Source organism: Gracilibacillus phocaeensis (assembly GCF_900626275.1).
GTDB lineage: Bacteria > Bacillota > Bacilli > Bacillales > Amphibacillaceae > Gracilibacillus > Gracilibacillus timonensis.
Map to the genome: position 1 here is coordinate 182,783 of NZ_LR131141.1, position 24,219 is coordinate 207,001.

The window sequence follows — 24,219 nt, forward strand, 5'->3', positions numbered from 1 at the left end:
TTTATTATTTTGACAAGCAAACGAGCCAGAAACGCACTACATAGTTTATTTATAGCAAAACCTTTGCTTATAGTAGTTCCATAGTTAGAATTGAATTTGTAAGTGGGAGTTTAACTGTTTGTCTGTGTTAGATTGAACTTATTATAGTGGAGATTATCTGTTTTCTTACCTTATATAAAAGACTCTCACTTCCATATGGAACGAGTGTTTGATACAATATATATATGTTCAGAGAAAGTAGGTGTTATACTTGCTGCGTTTTTTATTAGGAAGTGCGACAGTGAATAAAAGTAAACAATGCTTGTCGGAAATACGAGAGGAACTAAAAGAGAATCCTAAGGGTCCGCCTATTATTTATTTAGTTCCCGATCAAATGACCTTTCAGCAGGAATATGCCTTGCTAAGCGATGAGGATATTAATGGTTCTATACGTGCGCAGGTCTATAGTTTTTCGCGGTTGGCTTGGCGTGTGATGCAACTGACAGGAGGGGCAACCAAGAAATATATCACGTCGATGGGAGTGCAAATGCTGCTTCGCAAGATCGTTGAAGAACGGACAGAAGATTGGAAAATGTTTCAGAAATCCATCGAAAAACAAGGGTTTATTGAACAACTAGAAACGATGATTACTGAATTTAAACATTATTGTGTCACACCTGATATGTTAGCTGTACAGATGGCGGATATGGCATCGTCACATCATCCGACCGTTAATGAACAAGCCTTACAACACAAACTGGATGACTTATTTTATATTTATCAGCAATTAACTGAGGCATTACAGGGGCAATATATGAATAGCGAGGATCAGATGCAGCAGCTAGTTGAAAAACTACACACATCTTCCTTTTTGGAGGGGGCAACCATTTACATAGATGGCTTTCACCAGTTTACCCCGCAAGAATTGTTAGTATTAGATGTAATGCTGAAAAAAGCAGATCAGGTTACCGTGACATTGACGTTGGATACGGCAAAAAGAGAATCATCCCCTTTAGATTTATTTTATCTAACACATGAGACCTACAGCCAATTAACACAGCTGGCTGATCAGGTCGGTATGCAGGTGGAGAGTGAGCAAATGCAGCCACCAGAGCACGTGCGTCCTACTTTTCAACATATTAACGATTATTTTGACACTCGTCCTGTACCAAGCATGAATGGCAAAGCCAACGTGAGGTTGTCTGAGGCAGTTCATCCAAGGGCTGAGGTGGAAGGAACAGCGCAAGAAATCATTCGATTAATCAGGGAACAGGGTTATCGTTATCGAGATATTGCGATTTTAATTCGCGAGCCGGAAGCTTATCAGGATTTGATAACGACATTGTTTCAGGACTATGATATACCAGTGTTTGTCGATGAGAAGAAAACGATGTTGAGTCATCCATTAATCGAGACGATTCGCTCCCTATTGGATGTGGTAGAAGGGAACTGGCGCTATGAGGCAGTGTTTCGCCTGTTGAAAGCTGGCTTTATTCCTGAGGGTGAAGGGGAGTATCGCTTGAATCAGGTGGCCATCGATGAATTAGAAAATTATGTACTAGAATACGGTATGAGAGGGAGATCCAGCTGGTTATCGGATCGCGATTGGCGTTTTCAACGATTTAGGGGCTTTGACCAACCCGTCCAGACAGATCAAGAACGACTGACACAAGAACGTATCAATGCTTATCGCAATCAAGTAGCATATGCCTTGGCTGACATAGATAAAAAATTGCGTACCCTGCCGACGATTCAAGAGAAGACGGTAGCGCTTTTTGAGTGGCTGGAGAACAATCAAGCCCCAGAACGGCTCGAAGCTATCCGGGATCTTTATGATCAACAAGGGAAAGTAGAAAAAGGACGAGAGCAGGACCAGGTATGGGATGCCATCATTCAATTGTTAGAAGAGATGACGGAAGTTGCTGGCGAGGAATCGATGGACTTAGCGATGTTTCGTAAGGTCTTAGAATCTGGTATGGAGGCATTACGTTTCTCTCATGTACCGCCAAGTATGGACCATGTTGTTGTCGGTTCGATTGATCGTTCCCGTATGCACGGAGTGAAGTGTGCCTTCTTACTTGGTGTGAACGAAGGAACATGGCCGATGAAGCCCGCTGGTGATGGTTTGATTTCGGAAGAAGAACGTACGATTTTACAAATGAATGGTATGCAATTGGCTGCGGGCAGTCAACGGCAGCTGCTGGATGATTGGTTTTATGTCTATCTGGCTTTCACACTGCCAGCTGACTATTTATGGATCAGCTATCCTATTAGTAACGAAGAAGGGAAACAAAAGGCGCCATCCCCTTTAATTAAACGTGTGAAGGAATGGTTTCCTGAGCAAATGCCCGGTCTTTTCTTACAAGATCCAGAGGAGATGAACCAGGCAGAACGTTTTGTGACCACACCTGTCAAAACAAGAGGGGCGCTCACTTCACAGTTAGCCCGCAAATTACGTGGTTATCCGATTGATCCGATTTGGGAGTATGTACTAAATTGGTATATGGAAAGATCACCACAACCGTTGCTTGATCAACGAGTATTACAAAGTCTGTTTTATGAGAATAGACCAAGCGATTTGAAGAAGGATACCGTGGCAGCAATGTATCCCGAGGAAATAAAGGCAAGTGTATCAAGGTTAGAAATGTACCATCGTTGTTCTTACCAGCATTTTGCTAAGTACAGTTTAGGACTGGAGGAACGTCCTACTTATAAATTGGATGCGCCAGATATTGGGCAGTTATTCCATGAAGCATTAAAACAGATTACCGAGTGGATTCAAAAAGAAGGGAAACAATTTGCCGATATTTACGATCAAGAAGCAAAGTCTTATGCCCATCGAGCTGTCAGTACACTGTCCCCTGTTTTACAGCACCAAATTTTGCATAGTTCTAATCGATATCAATATATTCAACGGAAATTGGAGAGTGTTATTGCCCGCGCTACTTATGTATTAAGTGAACAGGCACGAAAAACCCATTTTTCCCCCGTTGGTTTAGAGATAGGCTTCGGTTATCCTGATCAACTTGCGCCATTACAGATTGATTTGCCTAATGAGCATCGATTGCTGTTACGAGGCAGAATCGATCGTGTGGATCGGGCAGTGGAACAGGATCAACTCTATTTGCGTATCATTGATTATAAATCCAGTGCCAGAGGTCTCACTCTTACGGAAGTATACTATGGCTTGGCCCTACAAATGCTCTCCTATTTAGATGTGGTGTTGCAAAATGCAGAAAACTGGTTAGGTGAACCCGCCCAACCGGCAGGGGTATTATATTTTCATGTGCATAATCCGATGGTGGCTGCTAATGACTACTTACCGGAAGATAAACTGGAGCAAGAGCTGATGAAAAAGTTTAAGATGAAGGGATTACTCGTCGATCAAGAAGATATCGTGCGGAAGATGGATACTTCTTTGGACTCGGGGAGAAGTAATATCATTCCAGCCGGTTTTAGTAAGAATGGTTCGTTCTATAAGGGGTCGGCAGTAGCAGAGCAAGAAGTATTCCGTCAATTACATGATTATATTTATCAGCTAATGGAACGAGCAGGTGTACAGATTACAGAAGGTAAGGTCGACTTAAACCCATTTCAGCAAGATCAATTAACGGCATGTAATTACTGTGATTTTCGCTCCGTCTGTCAATTTGATCCAACATTAATCGAAAATAATTATCGTAAACTGAAGAATATGAAGGATGAAGAAGCGATAGCAGCGATGAAACGAGGTGATATGTAATGCCGCAATGGACAAAGGAACAGGAAGAAGCAATCTATCAATCTGGTCAGGACATTTTAGTAGCAGCAGCGGCTGGTTCAGGTAAAACCGCGGTACTAGTGGAGCGGATTATTCAGAAATTATTAAATAAGCAACAGCCAGTCGATATTGACACTTTATTAGTCGTGACCTTTACGAATGCAGCGGCACAAGAGATGCGTAACCGTATCGGTGCTGCTATTGAAACGTCGCTTTCAGATAATCCGCAATCGAATCATTTAAAAAAACAGCTGGCATTGGTGCAAAATGCCTCGATTTCAACTTTGCATGCCTTCTGTATGAATCTGGTTCGTCAATATGCTTACCACTTGGATATCGATCCAGGCTTTCGCATTGCCGATGACATGGAAGCTGATTTAATCAGGCAAGATGTGTTGGAGGAATTATTTGAGGGCTGGTATGGGGAAGAAGACGAGCAGAAACAGGCAGCCTTTTTCTCCGTTGTCGATCGATTTAGTAATGATCGTAATGATCTGGAAGTAGAATCGCTTATTTTGAAAATGTATGAGTTCTCGATCCAGCATCCCAATCCTGACCACTGGCTTAAGCAGATGTCACTGGTGTATCAAGTCAATGAAGAGACGCAGGAAGACGAGATTCCCTGGCTTTCCTTATTGAAAGAAGAAGTTGCCGATCAACTAGAGGTGATGGAGACATTAACCCAGCAGGCATTAAACCTAACTCGAGAAGCAGATGGCCCTTATCATTATGCGGAGGCATTAGACCAAGATCTCGTAATGATTCAACAAGCGAAAGGGGCACTGGCTGTGTCTTGGCAAGAAGTAGGAACTATTTTTACGACGGCTAAATTTAAGGCACTTTCGCGTAAAAAAGTGGACTGTGAAGAAGAAAAGAAAGAACAAGTGAAAACATTGCGTGATCAAGTGAAGAAGCGTTGGAATGGAATTGCAACCGATTGGTTTGCCAGAAGTCTGCAGGGGCATCTGCGCGATATGGCAGAACTCTATCCAACGGTTTATGCCTTGACCGAATTAATTCACCAGTTTAAAGATGCTTATCAAGCAGCCAAACGAGAAAAGGGATTGGTAGACTTTGCTGATTTAGAGCATTTTGCCTTAGATGTTCTCTCGGAAAATAAAGAAACATTACAACCGTCTGCTGTGGCCAAAAGCCTTAAACAGAAATATACAGAGGTGATGGTCGATGAATATCAGGATACCAACTTGGTTCAGGAAACGATCTTATCACTAGTTGCCAATCATGATGATGGCGGTAATATGTTTATGGTAGGCGATGTAAAACAAAGCATCTATCGATTTCGTCATGCAGAACCAAGTCTTTTCATTGAAAAGTATAATCGTTTTGCCGAACGTGATGCCACGGGCCGCCGAATTGATCTGGCCAAAAACTTCCGTAGTCGTGAGCAGGTACTAGCGGCGGCTAATTATATTTTTCGTCAGTTATTCGATGAAAAAGTTGGCGATATAGACTATGATCAAGCCGCTGAATTGATTTATGGCAATACATCGTATGAAGAAACACCTTTGAAAGAACCTGAAACAGAAGTGATCGTGATTGATCAGGAAACACAGGAAAACGAAGAAAACGCAGGAGATATGGAAACAGATGCCGATTTGGAAAAGGCGCAATTAGAAGCACGGGCTTATGTGGAAAAAATCAAACAATGGGTCGGCACAGGTGGAAGTGAGCCGATGCAGATTGTCGATAAACAAACAGGGATGTCACGGCAGGTCGAGTACCGGGACATTGTCATTTTACTGCGTTCGATGACTTGGGCGCCAGCCATTATGGAAGAGTTTAAAAAACAGCATATCCCGATTTATGCCGAACTATCAACAGGTTATTTAGCGGCGATTGAAATTCAGGTGATGATTAGTTTGTTAAAGGTGATTGATAATCCAAGACAGGATATTCCGTTAACTTCCGTATTAAAGTCACCTATTGTCGGCTTGAACGAAGATGAACTGGCTCAGATCAGATTGAGTAAGAAAGGTGGTTCCTATTATGAAGCCCTACAAGCATTTATCAAGGTTAACGATCATACATCGATCCAAACATTTATCGATCAATTAGCAGCATGGCGATTGGAAGCTAGGCAAGGGGCATTATCCTCCTTAGTTTGGCAAATCTATCAAGAAACTGGTTACTATGATTTTGTCGGCGGGATGCCTGGAGGACGGCAGCGGCAAGCCAATTTACGTGCCTTATTTGACCGTGCTAAAGGGTATGAGGCTACATCGTTCCGAGGTTTATTCCGATTCTTGCGATTTATTGAACGTATGGAAGAGAAAGGGGATGACCTAGGAGCAGCCAAAGCATTGGGCGAGCAAGAAGATGTCGTACGGATTATGACGATTCATAAAAGTAAAGGGTTGGAATTCCCGGTCGTCATTGTTGGTGCTATGAATAAACAATTTAACCAACAGGATTTGCGTGCCAAGTATTTACTGCATAAGGAACTGGGTTTTGCCACCAAATATATCGATCCAGTTAAACGAATTATGTATCCCACCTTGCTATTTCATGGTATTAAAAAGGAAATGCAGCGTGAGATGCTGGCAGAAGAAATGCGCGTCTTATACGTGGCATTAACACGTGCGAAAGAGAAACTTGTCTTAGTCGGTACGGTTCCCTCTTTAGAGAAGAAAAGGAAAAAATGGGAAAATACCATTACACATCAAGACTGGGTGCTCCCGTCCTATTATCGTTTAGAGTCGCTAACCTATTTAGATTGGTTCGGAGCAACTCTGCTCCGTCATCAAGACGCTGTTGCATTGAGGAATACAGATAGGTCATTACAAGTCCCTGTAGAGATTATGCAAGATGCCTCTCAGTGGAAGATTACCCCGGTGCATCAGAGCCAATATCATAGGATAGAGGAGAGTGGTCGTGATCAAATCCAATCCTTACATGATTCCATCAATCAGTGGGAAAAGCTGGATCTACCTGATGAGGGCATGGCTAACAAGGTAGCCTCGCAGTTGGAATTTGTCTATCCGTTTCAAGATGCGGTTTTTTATCGTGCCAAACAAACAGTAACGGAAATGAAACGTCAATATGAAATGAAAGATAGCTATAGTGACGAACAAATTATCGATACCTTCCGTGCCCCTATCCGCAAACGCCCGCGCTTTATGCAAAAAGAGCGGCAGTTATCTAGGGCGGAGATTGGTACAGCTATGCACACGGTCATGCAGCACCTGCCTTTGGATCGGGAATGGACATTATCTGGTTTAGAGGAATATATTGCCCACCTGGAAGCGGATGAAATGATCACGAATGATGAGGCCGAGGTGATCGATACTTCTTCGATACTGCATTTTTTCGCAACCGATATGGGCAAGCTGCTGTTAAAAGCAGATAAAGTCGAGCGTGAGGTGCCGTTTAGTATGACATTACTGGCAGATGAAGTATATCCCAATTGGCAAGAACAGACCAAGGAAAGGATTTTTCTGCAAGGTGTGATCGATTGTGTGATAGAAACCGATTCGGGACTATTATTACTAGACTATAAAACGGATCACATCACAGATACACAAAGCGAGATGCTAGAAGAAAAATTGAAACAACGTTATCAGCTGCAGCTTGATTTATATGCAAAGGCACTAGCTGAGATATGGAAGAAGCCTGTGACAGAAAAATATTTATACTTTTTTGATAAAAGCCTGTTACTAGAAGTGTGAGCATAAGGAGAACGATTCTCCTTATGCATTTCCACCAATGACTTGATCAACGGCATCGGGGTCGATCGCATTGGTGATGTTAAATCCTGTGTTGGTGTTCAAGAAATCGCCTGTGTTGTTTGCACCTGCTCCAGTAGCTAGTTTAGAAGCACTCTTAGGAGATAGGTAAAAACTGTCACCAAAATTGATGATTCCTCCATCAACACTATTAATCTTGATAGGACCAACAACGGATGGCAAGGTGATCACGTCCTTTTTTATTTAATAGATAACCTTGAGGTGCATGAAGCTTGCTGGGTTAATCTGGGTCGACAATGCGTATATGCTTGAGTCGGGCAATCGAATGCACGTGCTGACTATTTCCGAGTTGAATGACAGCAGAAGAGGAGGCAGCTGAAACATCGAGAGAATGAATATCAATTCTTGGGCACAACATATGATGATCGCCATAGGTTAAGCTGTAATTAGGAAGAAAAGGAATAGATTGTTGGAAAAAAGAATCGTCTTCAAAGGAAAAGCTTTTGTCTGATGAAATACCACCTTCTTTTTGAACAGCGATTACATTCACACTAGGTTCTGTGAAGCTGGTATCTCCTATTTGTAATATGGAACTATAGGCAAGACTGTCGAGTTTCAGTTGTTGTACGTTAGTCGTCCGTGTTTCCAAGTGGGATCAACCTGCCTTCCGCTGCCCCAACAATGTAGGACTCGGGAGGTGTATCGAATAAAGAGGCCAGTTGAATATGACAGCTGTCTCCAGCTATGAATAAAGAAGAACCAGAAATGCCTAAGATAGAAATATTTCCTACACCTAATTGCCTGTTATTTACTTGGTAATACATAACGTCACTCCTTCTGCTGATTACTAAACCAATTTTTCAGTCCTTGTTGCCATTCCTTTTTTACATGCTCAAGGATGTGTTGGGGTAAATCTGTCGGGGGAACATTGGCTTGTTGATAGTATGCGATACGGTTGGGCAACTGTTGTTTCACATCTTGGATTAATGTTTGTCGAAAATCATCCTCAAGTGGGTAATTATATTGCTGCTCAAGCGAATGTACATAACCGGGGAGTTCATTGTCTGCATCTTCTAATAAAGTTTGATGTACAGAAGGAAAGGGCGTTTGACCTTGCGAGGGATTTAACGAAAGGTCTTCGCTATTTTGTAAATCTTCTGGCGTCATCCCAATATGAAGAGTTCCATCTAAGCGTTCAATTTTTAGTTGATCGAAATGGTATTCCAGTTTTTCGATGGAGGTTTTGGCCTGTTTATTACTCTCAAGCTGCTGAATTCGGTTCTCTAAGGAGTGACTATATTGATAGAGTTGCTGCACTTGTTGCTGCAGTTGTGTTATATAATGCATTATCAGCTGATTGCTCATTCGTTATCACTCCTTCTGACATCTGTTAGAAAGGGGAAAGAGGTACTAATGACTCACTAGCTTCTCCTGCTGCCGTTGCTTGTTCTGCAGCTGTCGAATACCCGCCCGTGTTGTATAACTGTGAGAGAGTTTGCATACTGCCAGTACTTCCTATTTGCAGAACGGATGAATTAGTGATACTGCCAACCTTGAGAAAATGAATATAAATCGATTGATTAACGGTTATATGCATGAAATCACCTACTATATTCCAGATATATTTTGATCAAATTGATCGTTATCTACCATCGTTGTTTGTGCATTTTCAAGATGCACACGGATTCCATCGCCTGTGTTGAATGACCCGCCACCTGCAAAGGTTTTGGCTTGAGTGTAAGGCTGGATTTTATAGACATCTCCAATATGAAAAATACTGGAAGAACCAATGTTAATCACCTTTACTGCACCAACAATTGCTGGCATATACATCATCCTAACATGGTTACATCATTTTGACGTACTATATAAGCTGAAAGGCGTGTGAATGGTGATTCACACGAATGGATCAAACAAGATATTATCAAGAAATAATGTAAGCAAAGACTTGTTTGTCACACGTCTTTGTTATATTGATAAGTTCAACTTATATAGTTGCAGGCGTTGCAACAAATGATTTCGGAGGAACGAGTTACGTAACCCCAAAAGTCTGCGGTCTTAGCCTACCAATCTTAGATTATGCGAGTACAGGCTTGGGTGTGAACAGAAATCGATTTTCGGATAGAAGAAACGCGTATGACATTACAATCGATAAATAGGATTCTAAACTGTCTGTGTTTCGTTTAAAATTTAATAAAGGAGTCGATATCATTGAGTAATCCACTGCCGTTAACGGATTCGAAACGATTGCCATGGATTGATAGTGCACGCGGTTTTGCCATATTAGGTATCTTTCTGGTGAACCTGGCGTCTTTTCATGGCCCTTATTTTTTATATGGAAATGGTCAAAATTATTGGGGATTGGGGGATCCCGGGATCATTCAAATGCTTTTGGATATCTTTTTTCAGGCGAGTTTCTATTCTCTGTTTTCTTTTTTATTTGGCTTTGGTATGTACATGATCTATGATAACCTGTCAGCGAAACAGGTTGAATCGCCAAGAAAATGGATGGTGCGCCGTCTGATTATTTTATTAATCATTGGTGCTATACATGCCTTTGTTATTTGGTATGGGGATATTTTGATCACATACGCTTTAGTGGGCTTGCTGTTGTTATTATTTCTTACACGCAAAAATATAACGCTGTGGGTTTGGTTTGCTTGTTTATTAGTTATTCCAGTGCTGATGCTAACTGGTTTGTTATTCTTAACCAGTCTAGTAGCGGATACCAGCTCATTAGCGAATACAGCGGCGATTAATCAGGCCTTGCAACATTATGGAGAAGGCAGTATTACCGCCATTTGGCAACAAAATGCAACAGATTGGTTCTATAGTAATAACGTCTTGAATTTCTTCATGATCACTTGTAACTTACTTCCAATTTTTCTCTTAGGAGTATTATTTGGAAGAAACCGCTGGCTGCATGATATTACGGATCACCGGAAAATTTTACAAAGATGGTGGGTAGGTTCCTTATTCGTTTTTGCCGTTTGTAAGGCTGGTCCTTATTTGATTGGAAACCCATTTTGGCTGCAGATGGTGCAAGACACCCTTGGCGGTACGGGTTCAGCGATTTTCTATTTGCTGACGATAACGTTATGGTATAATAAGGCAGTCAAATTGTTTCGCTGGCTCGGATATGTAGGAAAGATGGCATTATCCAATTATCTGCTCCAATCTGTCTTAGGAGTACTGCTATTTTATTCGTATGGACTGGGATTATATGATACACTAACACCATTCCAAACGATATTGGTTGGATTAATTATCTATCCGATCCAAGTGTTGATGAGCTATTGGTGGCTGCGATATTACCAGAGAGGACCGATAGAATGGCTGTGGCGAAGCTTGATTTATCAAAAAAGATTATCAAATAAACGAGCACTATAGGAAGTAATGACAATTACGTGAAGAAAAGGCTCACAAATGAATTTTATTGCTATCCATGATAAGATAAAAGAATGAAATTTGTGAGGGAATAGGAGGTGCAGTGAATTGACACATTTGCACATTACGGCATGGGTGCTAGCGGTTATTTTGTTATTTGTTTCTTATGCCATGTATAAAAAAGGGAGTAAGGCAGGGAAGATCCTGCATATGATTCTGCGCTTGGATTATTTACTTATTTTATATTCAGGTGGAGATTTGATAGCTGATTATTTCATAGGAACTAATTCCTACTTACCTGAGGCTATTGTAAAAGGTGTGGCCGGTATTTGGGTGATTGCCGCTATGGAAATGATCTTGGTTAAAACGGCGAAATCTAAACCTGCTAAAAGTTTCTGGATTCAATTTATCATTGCCTTTATTATTGTGTTAGTACTAGGCTTTGGCAGACTGCCGATAGGCGTTCAATTATTTTAAACAAAAAACCGTGGGGAAAGTCCTCCACGGTTTTTGTGGTGTAGGAGGCTTAAATTTCAAGGTGAGGAGGGGAGAGATCGATCCATGCGTTTACTGTATTGGTACTGGTAGTGATTATAATAGGGTATGTCTTTTCGTGGAAAACATATAGGGAAAAAATAAAAAACGCGGAGGAGGAAGGGGAGTTACGAAAGGCCTTCGTACCTTTTCTTTTGATAACAATCCTTGTGATACTTTCTCTTCTTGTCTTCATTTTCTGAGTTTCCTTTGTAACAGTCACATTCCGGCTTAGATGGAGGAATAGGTTTACTAGAATTCATATTCATCAAAAATGATCGTTGGATAGAGAATTTTGCAAACCAATAGGGAGTAATCAAGTCAAAAAAGAAATTCCCTTCCCAAAGTTTTGAAATAACATGATTTTTCTCAAGGGTGCTGCATATAATGGTAAGAGCAACTAAGAGAAAGGTGTGTCGATATTCATGTGCGGGATTGCGGGATGGATTGATTTTAGCCGTGATGTAGCGAAAGAAAGCCAACAAGTCCGAAAGATGACAGAAACATTGCAGCATCGTGGACCGGATGAAACAGGTTACTATCAAGACAGACATGTTGCTTTTGGGCACCAGCGCCTGGTCGTAATAGACCCTCAAGGTGGTAAACAGCCTATGAAAGAACAGAAAAACCTGCAGGAATATGTGCTGGTTTATAATGGGGAATTATATAATACAGAAGAGCTCAGAACAGCATTAATAAAAAGAGGCTGGCAGTTTCGCTCCCATTCAGATACAGAAGTATTACTGAAGAGTTACATGGAATGGGGAGAAGATCATGTCGATAAATTAAATGGTATCTTTGCATATGCCATTTGGGATCAGTACAAGCAGCAATTATTTACAGCGAGAGATCGTTTGGGCGTTAAACCCCTTTTTTACACAGAACACCAGCAAGGCATTCTGTTTGCCTCAGAAATAAAAGCGTTGTTGGCTCATTCAGAGATCAAACCAGTTCTTCAGCAGGATGGAGTAGCGGAAATCTTTGGCCTCGGTCCATCCAGAACACCTGGTCATGGTGTGTTTGCTGGAATCAAAGAGTTACGTGCTGGTCATGTTGGTATTTATAATAAAACAGGTTGGAAGACTAGACGTTATTGGAATGTGAAAAGTCATCTACATCAAGATTCAGTAGAGGAAACAGCACAAAGAGTACGGCAGCTACTGACAGAAGCTGTTGAAAGGCAACTCGTTTCTGATGTTCCTTTAGGCACGTTTTTATCGGGGGGAGTGGATTCAAGTGCCATTACGGCTATTGCTGCCAACAATCTAACCAAGCCGTTGCAGACCTTCTCCATTGATTATCAAGAAAATGATAAATATTTCAAAAAGAGTAGTTTCCAACCTAATCAAGATAATGATTTTATTGATATCATGGTGGCTGCCCTGCAAACTAAACACCAGACATTTCATATGGATAATAACACTTTGGCAGTTCTGTTGAAAGAGGCAGTGACCTATCGTGATTTACCAGGTATGGCAGATGTCGATAGTTCCTTATTGTGGTTTTGTCAAGAAACAAAGAAACAAGTGACAGTTGCCTTATCCGGTGAATGCGCAGATGAGATTTTTGGTGGATATCCATGGTTTTATCGTCAAGAAGACTTAGAAAGGGAAGGGTTCCCATGGATACGCTCATCTGCTTTTCGTCAACATTTATTACGAGGTGAAATTAATAGAGAGATAGACATCCAGGCTTATGTCCAGAAAAGATATCAAGAAACAGTTGATGAAACTCCATTGCTGGAGGGAGAGAGCCAAGAAGCGTCTGCCAGAAGGCAAATGTTCTATTTGAATATGCACTGGTTTATGCCGACATTATTAGATCGAAAAGATCGAATGAGCATGGGCGCAAGCTTTGAGGCTCGAGTTCCATTTAGTGATCATCACCTGGTCGAATATGTTTGGAATATTCCCTGGGAAATGAAAAACGATGGCAACAGGGAAAAAGGGATACTAAGAAGGGCATTAACGGGGCTTTTGCCTGATGATATATTATACCGTAAGAAAAGCCCTTATCCAAAGACATATCATCCCGCCTATACCAAAGCGGTAACGGAGTGGATGCAGATGATCATTAACAAAAAGGAAGCTAGGTTGTTTGAGATAATGAATCGTGATAAAGTGACAGAGCTGGTACAGCAAAAAGCGTCCAGCATTGAAACCCCGTGGTTTGGTCAATTGATGACAGGTCCGCAGCTTTTGGCCCACCTTGCACAAATTGATTATTGGCTGGAAACTTACGATGTTACCATTGATCTCTAACATGCGAATAGCTTCTCCGATAAGCGAGGAGAACGTAATCACCATACTTGGTCAGAGGGACACCTTGTTAGCCATGGCTCTCTTGTTACTGCTGCTTATCAGTTATCAGCTAAGAAAAAAATTCAAACAACGGATTAAAAAGGAGGAATGTAAGAAGGATTAAACCTTTCCTATTGCCTTTATAGTAAAAATAATATCCATCAAGTTATATCAGTGATTATAAACTTTTTTAACTCATAAAAAGAGAACGAAACAAGAGAATTCTCTTGTTTCGTTTTGATATTAATGTTCAAGCGATTTCCGTAGTTTCGTCACTTCTTTAAGCTCAAGACTGGTTAACTCCGATATTTCTTCATCCGAATAGTCACGGTCTATCAGCTTTTTGGCAACATTACGTTCTGCTTCTTCAATGCCTTCCAATTTGCCTTCTTCTCTTCCGCGCTCCATACCTTGTTCCATACCTTGCTCCATCCCACGTTCCAATCCTTGTTCTGTAGCCGCTTCCCCAATTTCTCTAATCAATCGGCCAAATGTCGGGGGTGTCTCTTAACTTTTCCATTTCCATAACGTTTTTGCCCTCCTTCTCGGTTTGGATGATGGGTAATGATTCGTAAAATTGTTCCTGTAATTCGTCTGGTAGCTTCATGATGTAATCAATAAAATACAATAAGGCAGAAAGATACTTGGGGCGGTGTCGATATTTTTCGTAGACTAAGTCGACCAGTATCTTCTTATGATCAAACTTGGTTTCCTCGCGCTTTTGCTTCTTTTGTTCCTCACTCATCCTTTTATCATCTTTCCCAGTGGTTTTTTTACTGGCATAGATACCGGCAAGCACCACTAAGGCGAAGGGGTTCGACGATTGTTTCAGTTCTTCTTCGTCTTTCCCGTAAAAGTGATAGGTGTTGTAACGATACGTGATTTCCGTGCCATAAAAGGCATCATGAAACTGATTTTCATAGTTTGCTTCGCTGGCATCCGTGAACAGTGCGATGGCATAAATCGGTTCTGTATGTTTTTTGTAGATGCGGTAAAAATATGGAAACATGCGTCGGGCAAATTTTTTATTCCCAACTGCCTGCACTTCAATATGGATATGGATGTATTGGTTTTTGCCACTTTTTAATGTTACTTTGGCTAACTTATTACAGCGTTAAGAGCCCGTAAGTTTTCCGACTGTATGAGAAATACCTCCAAGTGGTGATGGAAAACAACGGTCTCTAAACCTCCTGATAAGTCTCGCTTTATCCGTATATCTTTTCCCTTTTGCCTGTCTCAAAATATGCGGGAGAAGCTCTGTACCTTCAAAGTCGACGCCTTTGTCAAACTCAATGTCCGGGTACAAATCGGGCGCAAGAAAAACCGGGCAAAATTCGCCCGGTCCTTTACAGACCACTCAAAGAAGTTAATGAACTGCCGATAAGATGGATAATGTTAAGTATCTAGTTCCATTATTCCATGTAGTAAAGTTGATTGTTTGTCAGTGCTAGGCAGTACTCCGGAAATAGGTTCCGCTTTCCGCGAGCTTGGCTCAGCCTCCTCGTCAGCAAAGATCGCTTCCTGCGGGGTCTTCACACTGCGCTATTCTCGCAGGAGTCTCCACCTATTTCCTCCGCTGGGTAGTAGCACTACAATCGAATGACTGCTAGAATGAAGTGTTCCAGACACTATATTTCTGCCAATAAGTAAACTGTATAACCTTTTTCTGAGAACGATTCGATCATACATTATGACTTTTATAAAATGAAGGAGCCATTTTGTAGCATGATCCATTACACAGCTGAAGAATCAGTTGGCGATTTTTTCTTTTGCTACAACAGCGTCTAGGTACCTAGAATCCTTCATTCTTGCAGTAACAATCATTGTTGTACTGTACTTTAGCGGAGGGAATAGGTGGAGACTCCTATGGGACTAGGACGAGCTGAAGATCCACTAAAAAGTGCTCTTCTTTTTAGTTAGCTGAAGCCGGCCCCATGGAAAGCGGAACCTATTCCCGGAGCGCTTGCTTTGCACAGATAAAACGATCAAACTCACCACTAAGGAAAGTGGGCTACTTTACATCATCTATCTTATCAGTATCACTATTCGTTCAAGATCAAAATCGGTCCACATCCTTTCATACTCAGAATTTTATACTTTCTTATCTTTCAAAAAAGGCCATAAATGCTTGAAACAATTCTTGAATAATGTTTTTCCATAGGCCATCATAATCGGGAGGTGTCGAGCGATAATCATGCGTATCTTCTTTTACTGCGGTTAACATTAGTATACCACATCCTTTTGTTAGAATGAATTTGTTTTCATCTTATCGCTTTATGGCGGGCAAGGCAAAACGGTAAAAGTAGATTTTCATAAGGTGCAGAGGGGAGATAATCGGAATAGTGCCTGGCTATTTGATGATTTTTGCTGAAATGAATATTTTTAAAATGGAATGTTCATGTTTTTATAAGAAAAATATGCTACAATATTTAGTCATTCATTTGCGTTCTCGTTACATCTACTTCTTCACAAAAAATTCATACAGAATAAAAAATATTCATTTGACTTTCTGATTTGGTCTCAAGGATAATAGAAGCATAACTATTATGAAAAGGGGACTATTATGCAATATATAAAAAGAGCATGTATGATGACCTGTTTCTTGTTTTTAATCTTTCCTTTTATATCTACAGAAGCAGCCGAACAAGCAGATGAACGCATTTATTACATGCTGATTGATCGCTATAATAATGGAGACAATGATAATGATATCGATATTGATATTGATGATTCAGATGCCTATCATGGGGGAGATCTTCAGGGAATTATTGATAAAATGGATGATTTAAGTGATTTGGGGATAACCATGATCAACTTAAGTCCGGTGATGGAAGCAGAGTCTTATCATGGTTTTGATATCACATCGGCTCAAAGTGTTAATCCGCACTTTGGTGATATAGCTATCTTGCAAGAACTAGTATCAGAAGCGCAGGAAAGAGATATGCGTGTCATATTAGATTTTCCATTAAGTCATGTCAGTTCTGAACATAACTGGAATGATGAACAAATGGACTGGGTGCAAGAGACCACCGAAAATACATTGGGTGAGCATTTGCCAACTGTGGATATGAGTAATCAGGATGTACAAGAGTACTTGATGGAGACAGCTATTTATTGGCTGCAAACATCCAATGTAGATGGCTTTCACTTTTATGTGAATCAACAGACGCCAGATGATTTTATCGAGGAATTAAATCAACGTCTGCAAGCGGAAAAAGAGGATGTAACGGTTATATATGATGGGGATAATGACCAAAATGATATGAACAACACCTTTCAATCGGCAGCAGTCGACGCTCTTAAGCAACCTGGTGAATCGATTACACCTATCTTAGAGCAAGATCTGTCCGGCATACACTTTATCGAATCTGTCAACACGCCCCGTTTTGCTTTTGAATCGGTTCAGGAAGGATACAATCCTGTGACCCGGTGGAAATTGGCAGCAACCTTGTTATATACGCTACCTGGTTCTTCTCTGTTTTATCAAGGAGTGGAAGTACCAATGGATAATGGGGCAGACGAACCGGATCACCGCATGGCAGAATTAAATAAAACCGATGAAGAACTAACGGAGCATCTAGATCGGTTGTCTAATTTTCGGGGTGACTCATCAGCTTTACAGCAAGGTGAACTGGAAGTTGTAGCTGAATCAGGTGCGATGACTGTATTCAAGCGTTCTTCTTCAGAACAAACCATGTATGTAGCGATTAATAATGATACCGAAACGCAGACCGTTGCATTGAATGATGTGGAGGATGACATGCAGTTACGAGGGATTTTAGATGATGATATTGTCAGGCAACAGGATGACGGTTCTTATCGCATGATTCTGGACAGGGAAACAAGCAATATCTTTGTATTAGAGGACGATAGCGGTTTGAACTGGTTCTTTCTTTCCTTAGTTGCAGTCATATTTGGAGGTTTTGTCTTCTTTGTGGTAGCCCTAAACAGAAAGGGAAAGCAGGCAGAAAAATAAGCAAGAAAAGGCACTAGCTGTTCTATACACTAGTGCCTTTGTTGTGGATTAAAGGAAGAATAATGAAACCATGAGAAGGATAAGTTCGTATATCACATTAAAGAGGTGATTGATTATGACTCATGAAACAAAGCAATGTCCCAAATGTGGAGGGACAGACTTCGGAAAGGGCATGCAGCATGGTTATGGTGTCATTATGCCCAAAGGTAAAATGCTAGGTTCCCCAGTCGAACACTTGATTTGTCCAGTATGTGGTTTGATACTGGAAAGCTATGTGACAAAACCTTCCAGGTTCAAAGATGCATGGTTTTGATGGGACACACCGCTATTATAAAGGCGAATCATTTAGGAAAAACAAGGCAATCGTACCAGGGCCGGAGTGAGCGCCAATTGTTGATCCAACCATATTTATTTTTATATCTTTCACTTGCCATTTGTCACGAATCAATTGGCTTAGCTGTTCAGCTGTTTCCAGTGCGTCTCCATGGCTGATAGCGATTCGTTGATTTTCGAGGTCTGCTCCTCGTTCTTCCATCACTTCGATCATGCGTTTATACACTTTTTTGGAGCCACGTATTTTCTCTAATGGAATTAATTTACCATCCTCCATATGTAAGAGTGGCTTCACCTTTAATAACGTACCTACAAAAGCGGCTGTTTTACTTACTCGACCGCCACGATAGAGGTATTCCAAATCGTCTACGGTAAAAATATGTTCCATATGCTGATAATAATGCTGTCCTGTCTTCAGTATTTCGTCTACATCTGCACCTGCTTGGGCCAACTCAGCTGCTCGTAACACGACTAAGCCATAGCCGAGTGAAGCACACTTGGTATCAACGACGTGAAGGGTGAAATCAGGGTAGCTTTCTTTGATTTCTTGTTCCATCAATTTAGCGGCTTGATAGGTTCCGGAAAGCTGAGAAGAAAAGGAAAAATAAACCACTTGGTCCCCTGCAGCCGCATGTCGTTCAAAGGTGTCTTTAAACGCTTGGGCACTTACTTGGGCTGTTTTCGGTGTGGTACCACCACGCATGGCATCATAGATCGTTTTGGCAGAGATAGAAACCCCATCTTCATATTCCTTTCCATCTAGCTGAACAATCAGAGGAAGTACCTCTATTTGATAACGCTGATAATCCTCTTTTGTCAGGTCACAGGCTGAATCGGCAAGTATTTTTACTGCCATCAAAATCCCCCCTTATTTGTTCTGTATAACCATCATGTATGATTGATTTATACTTGGTTTAGACTTAGAAAGAGTATAACACGTTTTCCGCCAACAAGCAGTAGCTAAACCATGTTTTTTACGGTAAAATGAGAACTTAGTTACGTCTTTCTCAAATAAATATCAAAAAATGATAGTGAAGTACTTGGAAGTGTTGTGTTTTTTTAGTATAGTTTAGTCCTGTGTGAATGATCGGAACAAGCATAAATGAGGAGGAATGAATCGTGTTCTTGATGGAGGCTAAAAGGATATTTATTGTAATAATTGGTGCAGTGCTTAATGCAATAGCGTTGAATTTCTTCATGATTAGCGCCAATGTATATGCAAGTGGTTTTACTGGGATGGCACAGATCCTTACTACTGTTTCACAAGAATATTTAGGGCTACAGTTTGCTAGTACAGGTCTTATTTTATTATGTCTCAATATTCCTGTAGCCATTCTTGGCTGGTTTATGGTAGGAAAAGGGTTTACTATATACAGCTTTGTTTCCGTGGTAGCGACATCCTTCTTTCTAGAAGTTATTCCCATTATTGAGATATCAAGTGATATAATGCTCAATGCGGTGTTTGGCGGCGTAATTGCTGGTGTTGGTGTTGGTATTACACTTAAATGGGGTGCATCTACTGGTGGATCAGATATTATTGCTATGATTCTTTCTCGTATGAAAGACAAGCCAATTGGCGGTTATTTGATGATAATTAATGGTTTCATCATCATGATTGCAGGTGTGTTAAATGAGCCAGAAAATGCTTTATATACACTGATAGGGTTGTATGTAACTACACGAGTGATTGATGGGATACATACTCGTCATGAGAAGATTACGGCGATGATTGTTACTAAAAAAGCAGATGAATTACAAAAGGCAATTCACGATACGATGGTTCGTGGCATTACCATTTTACCCGTAAAAGGTGCCTATACGAAAGAAGATAAGCATATGTTATACTTGGTTATTACTCGTTATGAATTATATGATTTGGAGCGAATTATTCGTGAGGTGGATGAGAATGCCTTTGCCAATGTTATTCAAACGGCTGGTGTGTATGGTTTCTTTAGGCGAAATGATTGAACCATTTTAGAAAACGTTACAAAGTTTGAATAAGAGAAACTTTGCAAAAATAATACTAGGTTCATTTTCATTAATACAAGTTAGGTACGATGGTTAAAGGTGTTGTTATGAAATTTTATAGTTCGTCTATTGCAAGATTAAAACTGTCCCAGCACCTGTTATATCGGAGGTAATGTTGTCTTTGCTTATAAAAAAACCGGGATCCACCCGGTTTTTTAACTTCTAGTATCCAAAGCTGACGATAACGGCCTCTACCTTTTCGATTAATTCGTCCCATTCTGCGTCGAATTTTTTGTTCACTGTTATAAAGTGCTGAAATCCAAAGACATTATCTACTCCATCAAGTTTCATTAATTCATTTAACACACCATGTTCGCTTGTTTGACCTGGCATGACCGATATACTATTGTTACCTTCAAAAATCAGTTTATCACTGTTGAATTTCATCGCATTCGGATTAGGTGTTGACTCTACATGAATACTCATTTTAGTGCCTCCTTTGTTAACTACCCGACTTCCAAGCCGACTAAATTATGTATTTAAGTACATGTTCAAAATTCGTTACGTTTACTGGTGTTTTTGAACAACTTATTTAAGGTTAATCATATCAAAGTTTTATCGGGAAGCAAAGCAAAGAGATAGCCAAGCATCGAAAAAAACAGAGATAGAAATTCCTATCTCTGCCTTTTCATTCTGATGCATTCTTACTTTAGTTGATTTTGCTGTTGCAGCTGTTTTTCAAGCTGGCGTAATTCTTGTTGTTCTTCTGCCGAAGCTTGGGTCATGGCTGCTTGAATAGCTGACTGTGCCGCTTGTTTGTCCTCTTCATCAAATCCACGGTTCATCATACGATTTACAGCGTTTTTTGCTTGTTCCATCATTTGATTTTTCATTTACAAAACCTCCAATTAGGAATCACTAGGTTTATCAATCGATGACCATCATGATTCACAGTAGCATGTTTGGCTCAGTACGAAGAAAAACATGAACATCATGTGGTGACGTTCATGTATAGTATGGTCGGTTATGCTGCTTTTATGTGAGTGATGATTTAGTAGTTAAAGGTGCTATTTCCAATTTTAAATAATCGGATAGGAAGCCACCGATCCCATCTTGTTCATTAGTTGCTGTATGATAGGCAGCGATCCGCTTTAATTCCATAATGGCATTATCCATTGCCACACCAACACCAGCGTAATCGATCATTTCTAAATCATTATCCTCATCTCCAAAAGCGATAATCCGCTCAGCTGGGATATGAAAGTAGTGAGCGATTTTCTTTAAGCCTACTGCTTTATTAATTCCTTTTCGAACGATTTCAATCACATTCCACGGTACTCCCCAATTGCGATGTTCCACCATGGAGGCATGATGGTCATTTAAATATTGCCGTAAATCATCAACTTGATAATCCTCTGGGTGGATTAATAAGGAAGTTGGGTCATCTTCCAGCAAATATTGCTTTAAACTGCCAATCGTAATTGATTCTCGTTCGTCAGGTGTAGTGAAAACATCCACAAGCTCCTGATCAAAACGATCTAAGTACATACTATCCATCATCTCTGCAAAAATATTTTTAACATTCAGATCATAACAGGTTTGAATAATTTTTTTTGCCGTGCGATTCGGCAATGGAGAATGGAGAGAATCCCACTTTTTGTCGGAAGGATGATGGATTAAGGCCCCGTTAAAATTCACCATAGGTGTGTCTAAAGCAAGTTCCTTGTAATATTGGATGCTGGCACGATGGGGTCTCCCAGTTGCAATGACAACAATGTGCCCCGCTTCTACCGCCTGTTGAAGGACTAGTTTTGTATAAGGACTAATCTGCTTTTGATCAGTTAATAATGTGCCATCCAGATCAAGTGCGATTAAATGTCTGTTCATTTGCATATTATCACCTCTTTATTAAATATAGTCTATATGTAAATGAATATGATGTAAAGTTCTTGTGTGTTTTAAAGCGCGTATTTTTATCGATGAGATGTTACTGTATCTGGGAAGTATATCTTGATTTTGCGACAATTTTTCACTTCATCATTACAATGTTAATCGCCAGAATGAGTCGATATGTAATAAGTGAAGTAATTTTCACATCAACCGCTGATGAAGGATTAGTAATAAAGAAATGGACAGATTTTGCTTGGTTTATCTTAATTTTTTGAAAGTTTGCTTTAGAAGTTATATCATAAAAGAAGAATCGTATCTATTGTACCGTTTTTAAAAATAGGAATAAGAAAGGAATGTCACCATTGATTGTTGTAAATAAAGAATATTGGAATCACCTGCCATTGTTACATATTGCCCCAGCCCCAAAAAAAGATCAGCCATTGCCGGTATTGACGTATATGCATGGTTTTACGAGCGCAAAGGAATATAATCTGCCCATCGCTTATTTGTTGGCGGAAAAAGGATATCGAGTGATATTGCCAGATAGCTTGTACCATGGAGAGAGGGAAGAAGACCTGTCACAAGGGGTATTGGAAATGCGTTTTTTCGATATTATCAAACAAAATTTAGATGATATTGAGATGATTTATCAAGAGCTGGTTGCCAAAGGATTACTGGAAGGAAATCGATTTGGGCTGGCAGGTACCAGCATGGGTGGTATGACCACTGCGGCTGCGTTAACACAATTTTCCTGGATTAAGACAGCGGGAGTGCTGATGGGTTCCCCAAAATTAACACAATATGCTGAATATAGGATTGCTTTAATGAAAGAACATAAGCCAGATTTTCCTGTATCCGATGAAGAGGTGCAAAATCTATTAGAAGAGATAAAGGAAATCGATTTATCCCTGCAAGCAGAAAAATTATTTGGGCGCCCGCTATTTTTTTGGCATGGGAAACAGGATACGGTAGTACCTTTTGATCACAGTTATAGTTTTTATGAGGAGGTCATCCACCTTTATAAAAATCCAGAGAATATTGCCTTTCTTAAACAATTAGACAGTGGTCATAAGGTAAGCCGTTTTGCTACGATAGAGTTTGTTAACTGGCTAGAATATCAATTATAAGGATATATGTTTTAAATGTCGGGCGATTTGTTTTATAATAAGGGCAAGAAACTTAAAGGAGGGATACGATGGATCAGGCTTTAGAAGAGAACCTAATGGGAGCTTTGGAGAATGTCATTGACCCAGAGCTTGGTATAGATATAGTGAACTTAGGTCTTGTATATGGAGTGGAGCTTGATGAGGAAGGGATCGCAACGGTTACGATGACGTTAACGGCGATGGGCTGTCCTTTAGCAGGTCACATTGAACAAGATATTAAGCGAGTAATGGAAGATATTCCTGAGGTGAAAGACACGGATGTGAATATTGTCTGGAATCCTCCATGGTCTAAAGAACGTATGTCTAGATATGCCAAAATTGCCCTTGGAATTCCGGATTAATTTTATTTTAAAAAAGGCGATTTCCCTTTTGGGAAATCGCCTTTTTACGTATACTAAAGCAAGATAAAGGCAAGAATACCTACGATAAAACAATAGATGGCAAAATATTTAAGATTGCCTTTTGCCATAATATTCATAAACCAGCGCAGCGCAAAATAGGTAGCAATCAAGGCGGCAATGAAGGCAATCACATAAGGAATCCAAAGTGTTTGGATATTTGGATCATGAATCACATCGCCAATTGATAAAACCATCGTACCAGCACTTACTGGAATGAACATAAGAAACGAAAAACGTAAAGCTGTTTCTTGTTTCAAACCTAATAACATGGCAGCAACAATCGTTGCACCTGAGCGGCTTATACCAGGTATCAGTGAAACGGCTTGAGCAAGCCCAATAATAATCGCATCCTTCCAGGTCAACTCCCCATCGCTTTTACTACCTCGGATGTTACGAATGATCCATAAGGCTGCCCCGGTAACTAACAATGAAATACCAACCATACTCGCCTTACCACCAAAGGTCTTGGCAATAAGATCCTCGAAAAAGAGACCAAGTACAGCAGCTGGTACAGTGGCAACTACAAGATAGACAATAAACATGAAATCGGAGTGGTATCGTGTTTCTCTTGTCCCTATGTATTGAATACCATTTTTTGCGATACTAATAATGTCTTTCCAATAAATGATTAATACCGCAATTAAAGAACCGAAATTAACCAGTACCTCAAAGGAGAGGTTTTCGATAATTCCCACGTTAAAAATCTCTTGGGCTAAGACTAAATGCCCGCTGGATGAGATAGGGATTGGTTCAGTAAAGCCTTGTAATAAACCTAAAAATAGGTATTTAATCAATAATATGAAATCTTCCATTTATATCCT

At 40.3% G+C, this 24,219-nt stretch carries 24 protein-coding genes and 1 pseudogene; 11 read left to right on the forward strand and 14 right to left on the reverse strand.

The annotated features are described in order from the left end of the window. Positions 1 to 250: 250 nt before the first annotated feature. Positions 251 to 3,721, forward strand: coding sequence for a helicase-exonuclease AddAB subunit AddB (addB, locus tag E0E32_RS01335; RefSeq protein WP_286171615.1), 3,471 nt, complete (start codon positions 251 to 253; stop codon positions 3,719 to 3,721). Further along, positions 3,721 to 7,425 (forward strand): helicase-exonuclease AddAB subunit AddA, encoded by a 3,705-nt coding sequence (addA, locus tag E0E32_RS01340; protein WP_130858733.1) that lies wholly within the window; start codon positions 3,721 to 3,723, stop codon positions 7,423 to 7,425. Before addB ends, addA begins: the two co-directional genes overlap by 1 nt. 21 nt (positions 7,426 to 7,446) lie before the next feature. Here the strand turns inward: addA and E0E32_RS01345 are convergent, their stop codons facing one another. Genes E0E32_RS01345 through E0E32_RS01370 form a run of 6 tightly spaced genes read right to left on the reverse strand, consistent with a single transcriptional unit; the run spans position 7,447 to position 9,270 of the window. Further along, entirely contained in the window at positions 7,447 to 7,665 is a 219-nt protein-coding gene (locus tag E0E32_RS01345) for a spore germination protein (protein WP_130858734.1), read from the reverse strand. Between the two features lie 58 nt (positions 7,666 to 7,723). After that, on the reverse strand, positions 7,724 to 8,092 hold the full coding sequence (locus E0E32_RS01350; protein WP_066187009.1) for a spore germination protein GerPE: 369 nt from the start codon (positions 8,090 to 8,092) through the stop codon (positions 7,724 to 7,726). After that, on the reverse strand, positions 8,073 to 8,267 hold the full coding sequence (locus E0E32_RS01355; RefSeq protein ID WP_066187013.1) for a spore gernimation protein GerPD: 195 nt from the start codon (positions 8,265 to 8,267) through the stop codon (positions 8,073 to 8,075). The genes E0E32_RS01350 and E0E32_RS01355 overlap by 20 nt, the downstream gene beginning before the upstream one ends. Before the next feature lie 4 nt (positions 8,268 to 8,271). Continuing rightward, positions 8,272 to 8,808: a spore germination protein GerPC gene (gerPC, locus tag E0E32_RS01360; protein WP_130858735.1), complete on the reverse strand. Its 537-nt coding sequence runs from the start codon at positions 8,806 to 8,808 to the stop codon at positions 8,272 to 8,274. Positions 8,809 to 8,833: 25 nt separating this feature from the next. Then, the gene (locus E0E32_RS01365) at positions 8,834 to 9,040 is read right to left on the reverse strand and encodes a spore germination protein GerPB (RefSeq protein WP_066187019.1); all 207 of its coding nucleotides are present in this window, start codon (positions 9,038 to 9,040) and stop codon (positions 8,834 to 8,836) included. Between the two features lie 11 nt (positions 9,041 to 9,051). Next, positions 9,052 to 9,270, reverse strand: a complete 219-nt coding sequence (locus E0E32_RS01370; RefSeq protein ID WP_066187022.1) for a spore germination protein — start codon at positions 9,268 to 9,270, stop codon at positions 9,052 to 9,054. Between the two features lie 384 nt (positions 9,271 to 9,654). Here E0E32_RS01370 and E0E32_RS01375 point away from each other — a divergent pair, with 384 nt between their 5' ends. The 4 genes from E0E32_RS01375 to E0E32_RS21965 all read left to right on the forward strand — a co-directional run bounded on the left by E0E32_RS01375 (position 9,655) and on the right by E0E32_RS21965 (position 13,788). Continuing rightward, positions 9,655 to 10,833, forward strand: coding sequence for a DUF418 domain-containing protein (locus E0E32_RS01375; protein ID WP_130858736.1), 1,179 nt, complete (start codon positions 9,655 to 9,657; stop codon positions 10,831 to 10,833). Between the two features lie 105 nt (positions 10,834 to 10,938). Further along, entirely contained in the window at positions 10,939 to 11,307 is a 369-nt protein-coding gene (locus E0E32_RS01380; RefSeq protein WP_066187028.1) for a YisL family protein, read from the forward strand. Between the two features lie 482 nt (positions 11,308 to 11,789). Further along, on the forward strand, positions 11,790 to 13,625 hold the full coding sequence (gene asnB / locus E0E32_RS01385; RefSeq protein ID WP_066187031.1) for an asparagine synthase (glutamine-hydrolyzing): 1,836 nt from the start codon (positions 11,790 to 11,792) through the stop codon (positions 13,623 to 13,625). Position 13,626: 1 nt separating this feature from the next. Continuing rightward, positions 13,627 to 13,788, forward strand: coding sequence for a hypothetical protein (locus E0E32_RS21965; RefSeq protein WP_165444916.1), 162 nt, complete (start codon positions 13,627 to 13,629; stop codon positions 13,786 to 13,788). A 119-nt stretch (positions 13,789 to 13,907) separates the two neighbouring features. Here the strand turns inward: E0E32_RS21965 and E0E32_RS01390 are convergent, their stop codons facing one another. From E0E32_RS01390 to E0E32_RS22540, 3 genes and pseudogenes are all read right to left on the reverse strand, one after another. Next, a complete protein-coding gene (locus E0E32_RS01390) occupies positions 13,908 to 14,147 on the reverse strand; it encodes an RpnC/YadD family protein (RefSeq protein WP_130858737.1) in 240 nt (79 codons plus the stop codon). Further along, positions 14,140 to 14,754, reverse strand: a pseudogene (locus E0E32_RS01395) (hypothetical protein); the annotation flags it as partial. The gene E0E32_RS01390 and the pseudogene E0E32_RS01395, both read right to left, overlap by 8 nt. A gap of 1,011 nt (positions 14,755 to 15,765) precedes the next feature. Further along, positions 15,766 to 15,888, reverse strand: a complete 123-nt coding sequence (locus E0E32_RS22540; protein WP_286171619.1) for a hypothetical protein — start codon at positions 15,886 to 15,888, stop codon at positions 15,766 to 15,768. 339 nt (positions 15,889 to 16,227) lie between these two features. Between E0E32_RS22540 and E0E32_RS01400 the strand changes: the two genes are divergently transcribed. Further along, on the forward strand, positions 16,228 to 17,640 hold the full coding sequence (locus E0E32_RS01400; RefSeq protein ID WP_066187046.1) for an alpha-amylase family glycosyl hydrolase: 1,413 nt from the start codon (positions 16,228 to 16,230) through the stop codon (positions 17,638 to 17,640). Between the two features lie 115 nt (positions 17,641 to 17,755). Next, positions 17,756 to 17,953, forward strand: coding sequence for a transcription initiation factor TFIIIB (locus tag E0E32_RS01405; RefSeq protein WP_066187048.1), 198 nt, complete (start codon positions 17,756 to 17,758; stop codon positions 17,951 to 17,953). 15 nt (positions 17,954 to 17,968) lie between these two features. Here E0E32_RS01405 and E0E32_RS01410 read toward each other — a convergent pair whose 3' ends face one another. Beyond that, entirely contained in the window at positions 17,969 to 18,829 is an 861-nt protein-coding gene (locus E0E32_RS01410) for a DegV family protein (protein WP_130858739.1), read from the reverse strand. Positions 18,830 to 19,092: 263 nt separating this feature from the next. On the opposite strand from E0E32_RS01410, the gene E0E32_RS01415 reads away from it, so the two are divergent. Continuing rightward, positions 19,093 to 19,941 (forward strand): YitT family protein, encoded by an 849-nt coding sequence (locus E0E32_RS01415; RefSeq protein ID WP_130858740.1) that lies wholly within the window; start codon positions 19,093 to 19,095, stop codon positions 19,939 to 19,941. Between the two features lie 222 nt (positions 19,942 to 20,163). Here E0E32_RS01415 and E0E32_RS01420 read toward each other — a convergent pair whose 3' ends face one another. From E0E32_RS01420 to E0E32_RS01430, 3 genes are all read right to left on the reverse strand, one after another. Then, complete coding sequence (locus E0E32_RS01420; protein ID WP_066187055.1) at positions 20,164 to 20,427, reverse strand: NifU N-terminal domain-containing protein; 264 nt, start codon at positions 20,425 to 20,427, stop codon at positions 20,164 to 20,166. A gap of 218 nt (positions 20,428 to 20,645) precedes the next feature. Continuing rightward, on the reverse strand, positions 20,646 to 20,834 hold the full coding sequence (locus E0E32_RS01425) for a DUF3813 family protein (protein WP_066187058.1): 189 nt from the start codon (positions 20,832 to 20,834) through the stop codon (positions 20,646 to 20,648). Positions 20,835 to 20,976: 142 nt separating this feature from the next. Then, positions 20,977 to 21,834 (reverse strand): Cof-type HAD-IIB family hydrolase, encoded by an 858-nt coding sequence (locus E0E32_RS01430; RefSeq protein WP_066187063.1) that lies wholly within the window; start codon positions 21,832 to 21,834, stop codon positions 20,977 to 20,979. A gap of 359 nt (positions 21,835 to 22,193) precedes the next feature. Here E0E32_RS01430 and E0E32_RS01435 point away from each other — a divergent pair, with 359 nt between their 5' ends. Next, the gene (locus tag E0E32_RS01435) at positions 22,194 to 22,958 is read left to right on the forward strand and encodes an alpha/beta fold hydrolase (protein ID WP_130858840.1); all 765 of its coding nucleotides are present in this window, start codon (positions 22,194 to 22,196) and stop codon (positions 22,956 to 22,958) included. A gap of 68 nt (positions 22,959 to 23,026) precedes the next feature. Continuing rightward, positions 23,027 to 23,338 (forward strand): metal-sulfur cluster assembly factor, encoded by a 312-nt coding sequence (locus tag E0E32_RS01440; protein ID WP_066187065.1) that lies wholly within the window; start codon positions 23,027 to 23,029, stop codon positions 23,336 to 23,338. Positions 23,339 to 23,391: 53 nt separating this feature from the next. On the opposite strand, the gene E0E32_RS01445 is transcribed toward E0E32_RS01440, so the two are convergent. Next, on the reverse strand, positions 23,392 to 24,210 hold the full coding sequence (locus E0E32_RS01445) for an undecaprenyl-diphosphate phosphatase (RefSeq protein WP_066187067.1): 819 nt from the start codon (positions 24,208 to 24,210) through the stop codon (positions 23,392 to 23,394). Between the last annotated feature and the right edge of the window lie 9 nt (positions 24,211 to 24,219).

What these genes read in the sequence shown, in the direction of transcription:
- addA (WP_130858733.1), top strand. Translation starts at nt 3,721, where the DNA reads ATGCCGCAATGGACAAAGGAACAGGAAGAAGCAATCTATCAATCTGGT.
- E0E32_RS01355 (WP_066187013.1), bottom strand. Translation starts at nt 8,267, where the DNA reads ATGTATTACCAAGTAAATAACAGGCAATTAGGTGTAGGAAATATTTCT.
- gerPC (WP_130858735.1), bottom strand. Translation starts at nt 8,808, where the DNA reads ATGAGCAATCAGCTGATAATGCATTATATAACACAACTGCAGCAACAA.
- E0E32_RS01365 (WP_066187019.1), bottom strand. Translation starts at nt 9,040, where the DNA reads ATGCATATAACCGTTAATCAATCGATTTATATTCATTTTCTCAAGGTT.
- E0E32_RS01370 (WP_066187022.1), bottom strand. Translation starts at nt 9,270, where the DNA reads ATGCCAGCAATTGTTGGTGCAGTAAAGGTGATTAACATTGGTTCTTCC.
- asnB (WP_066187031.1), top strand. Translation starts at nt 11,790, where the DNA reads ATGTGCGGGATTGCGGGATGGATTGATTTTAGCCGTGATGTAGCGAAA.
- E0E32_RS21965 (WP_165444916.1), top strand. Translation starts at nt 13,627, where the DNA reads ATGCGAATAGCTTCTCCGATAAGCGAGGAGAACGTAATCACCATACTT.
- E0E32_RS22540 (WP_286171619.1), bottom strand. Translation starts at nt 15,888, where the DNA reads ATGTTAACCGCAGTAAAAGAAGATACGCATGATTATCGCTCGACACCT.
- E0E32_RS01400 (WP_066187046.1), top strand. Translation starts at nt 16,228, where the DNA reads ATGCAATATATAAAAAGAGCATGTATGATGACCTGTTTCTTGTTTTTA.
- E0E32_RS01405 (WP_066187048.1), top strand. Translation starts at nt 17,756, where the DNA reads ATGACTCATGAAACAAAGCAATGTCCCAAATGTGGAGGGACAGACTTC.
- E0E32_RS01410 (WP_130858739.1), bottom strand. Translation starts at nt 18,829, where the DNA reads ATGGCAGTAAAAATACTTGCCGATTCAGCCTGTGACCTGACAAAAGAG.
- E0E32_RS01420 (WP_066187055.1), bottom strand. Translation starts at nt 20,427, where the DNA reads ATGAGTATTCATGTAGAGTCAACACCTAATCCGAATGCGATGAAATTC.
- E0E32_RS01425 (WP_066187058.1), bottom strand. Translation starts at nt 20,834, where the DNA reads ATGAAAAATCAAATGATGGAACAAGCAAAAAACGCTGTAAATCGTATG.
- E0E32_RS01430 (WP_066187063.1), bottom strand. Translation starts at nt 21,834, where the DNA reads ATGCAAATGAACAGACATTTAATCGCACTTGATCTGGATGGCACATTA.
- E0E32_RS01440 (WP_066187065.1), top strand. Translation starts at nt 23,027, where the DNA reads ATGGATCAGGCTTTAGAAGAGAACCTAATGGGAGCTTTGGAGAATGTC.
- E0E32_RS01445 (WP_066187067.1), bottom strand. Translation starts at nt 24,210, where the DNA reads ATGGAAGATTTCATATTATTGATTAAATACCTATTTTTAGGTTTATTA.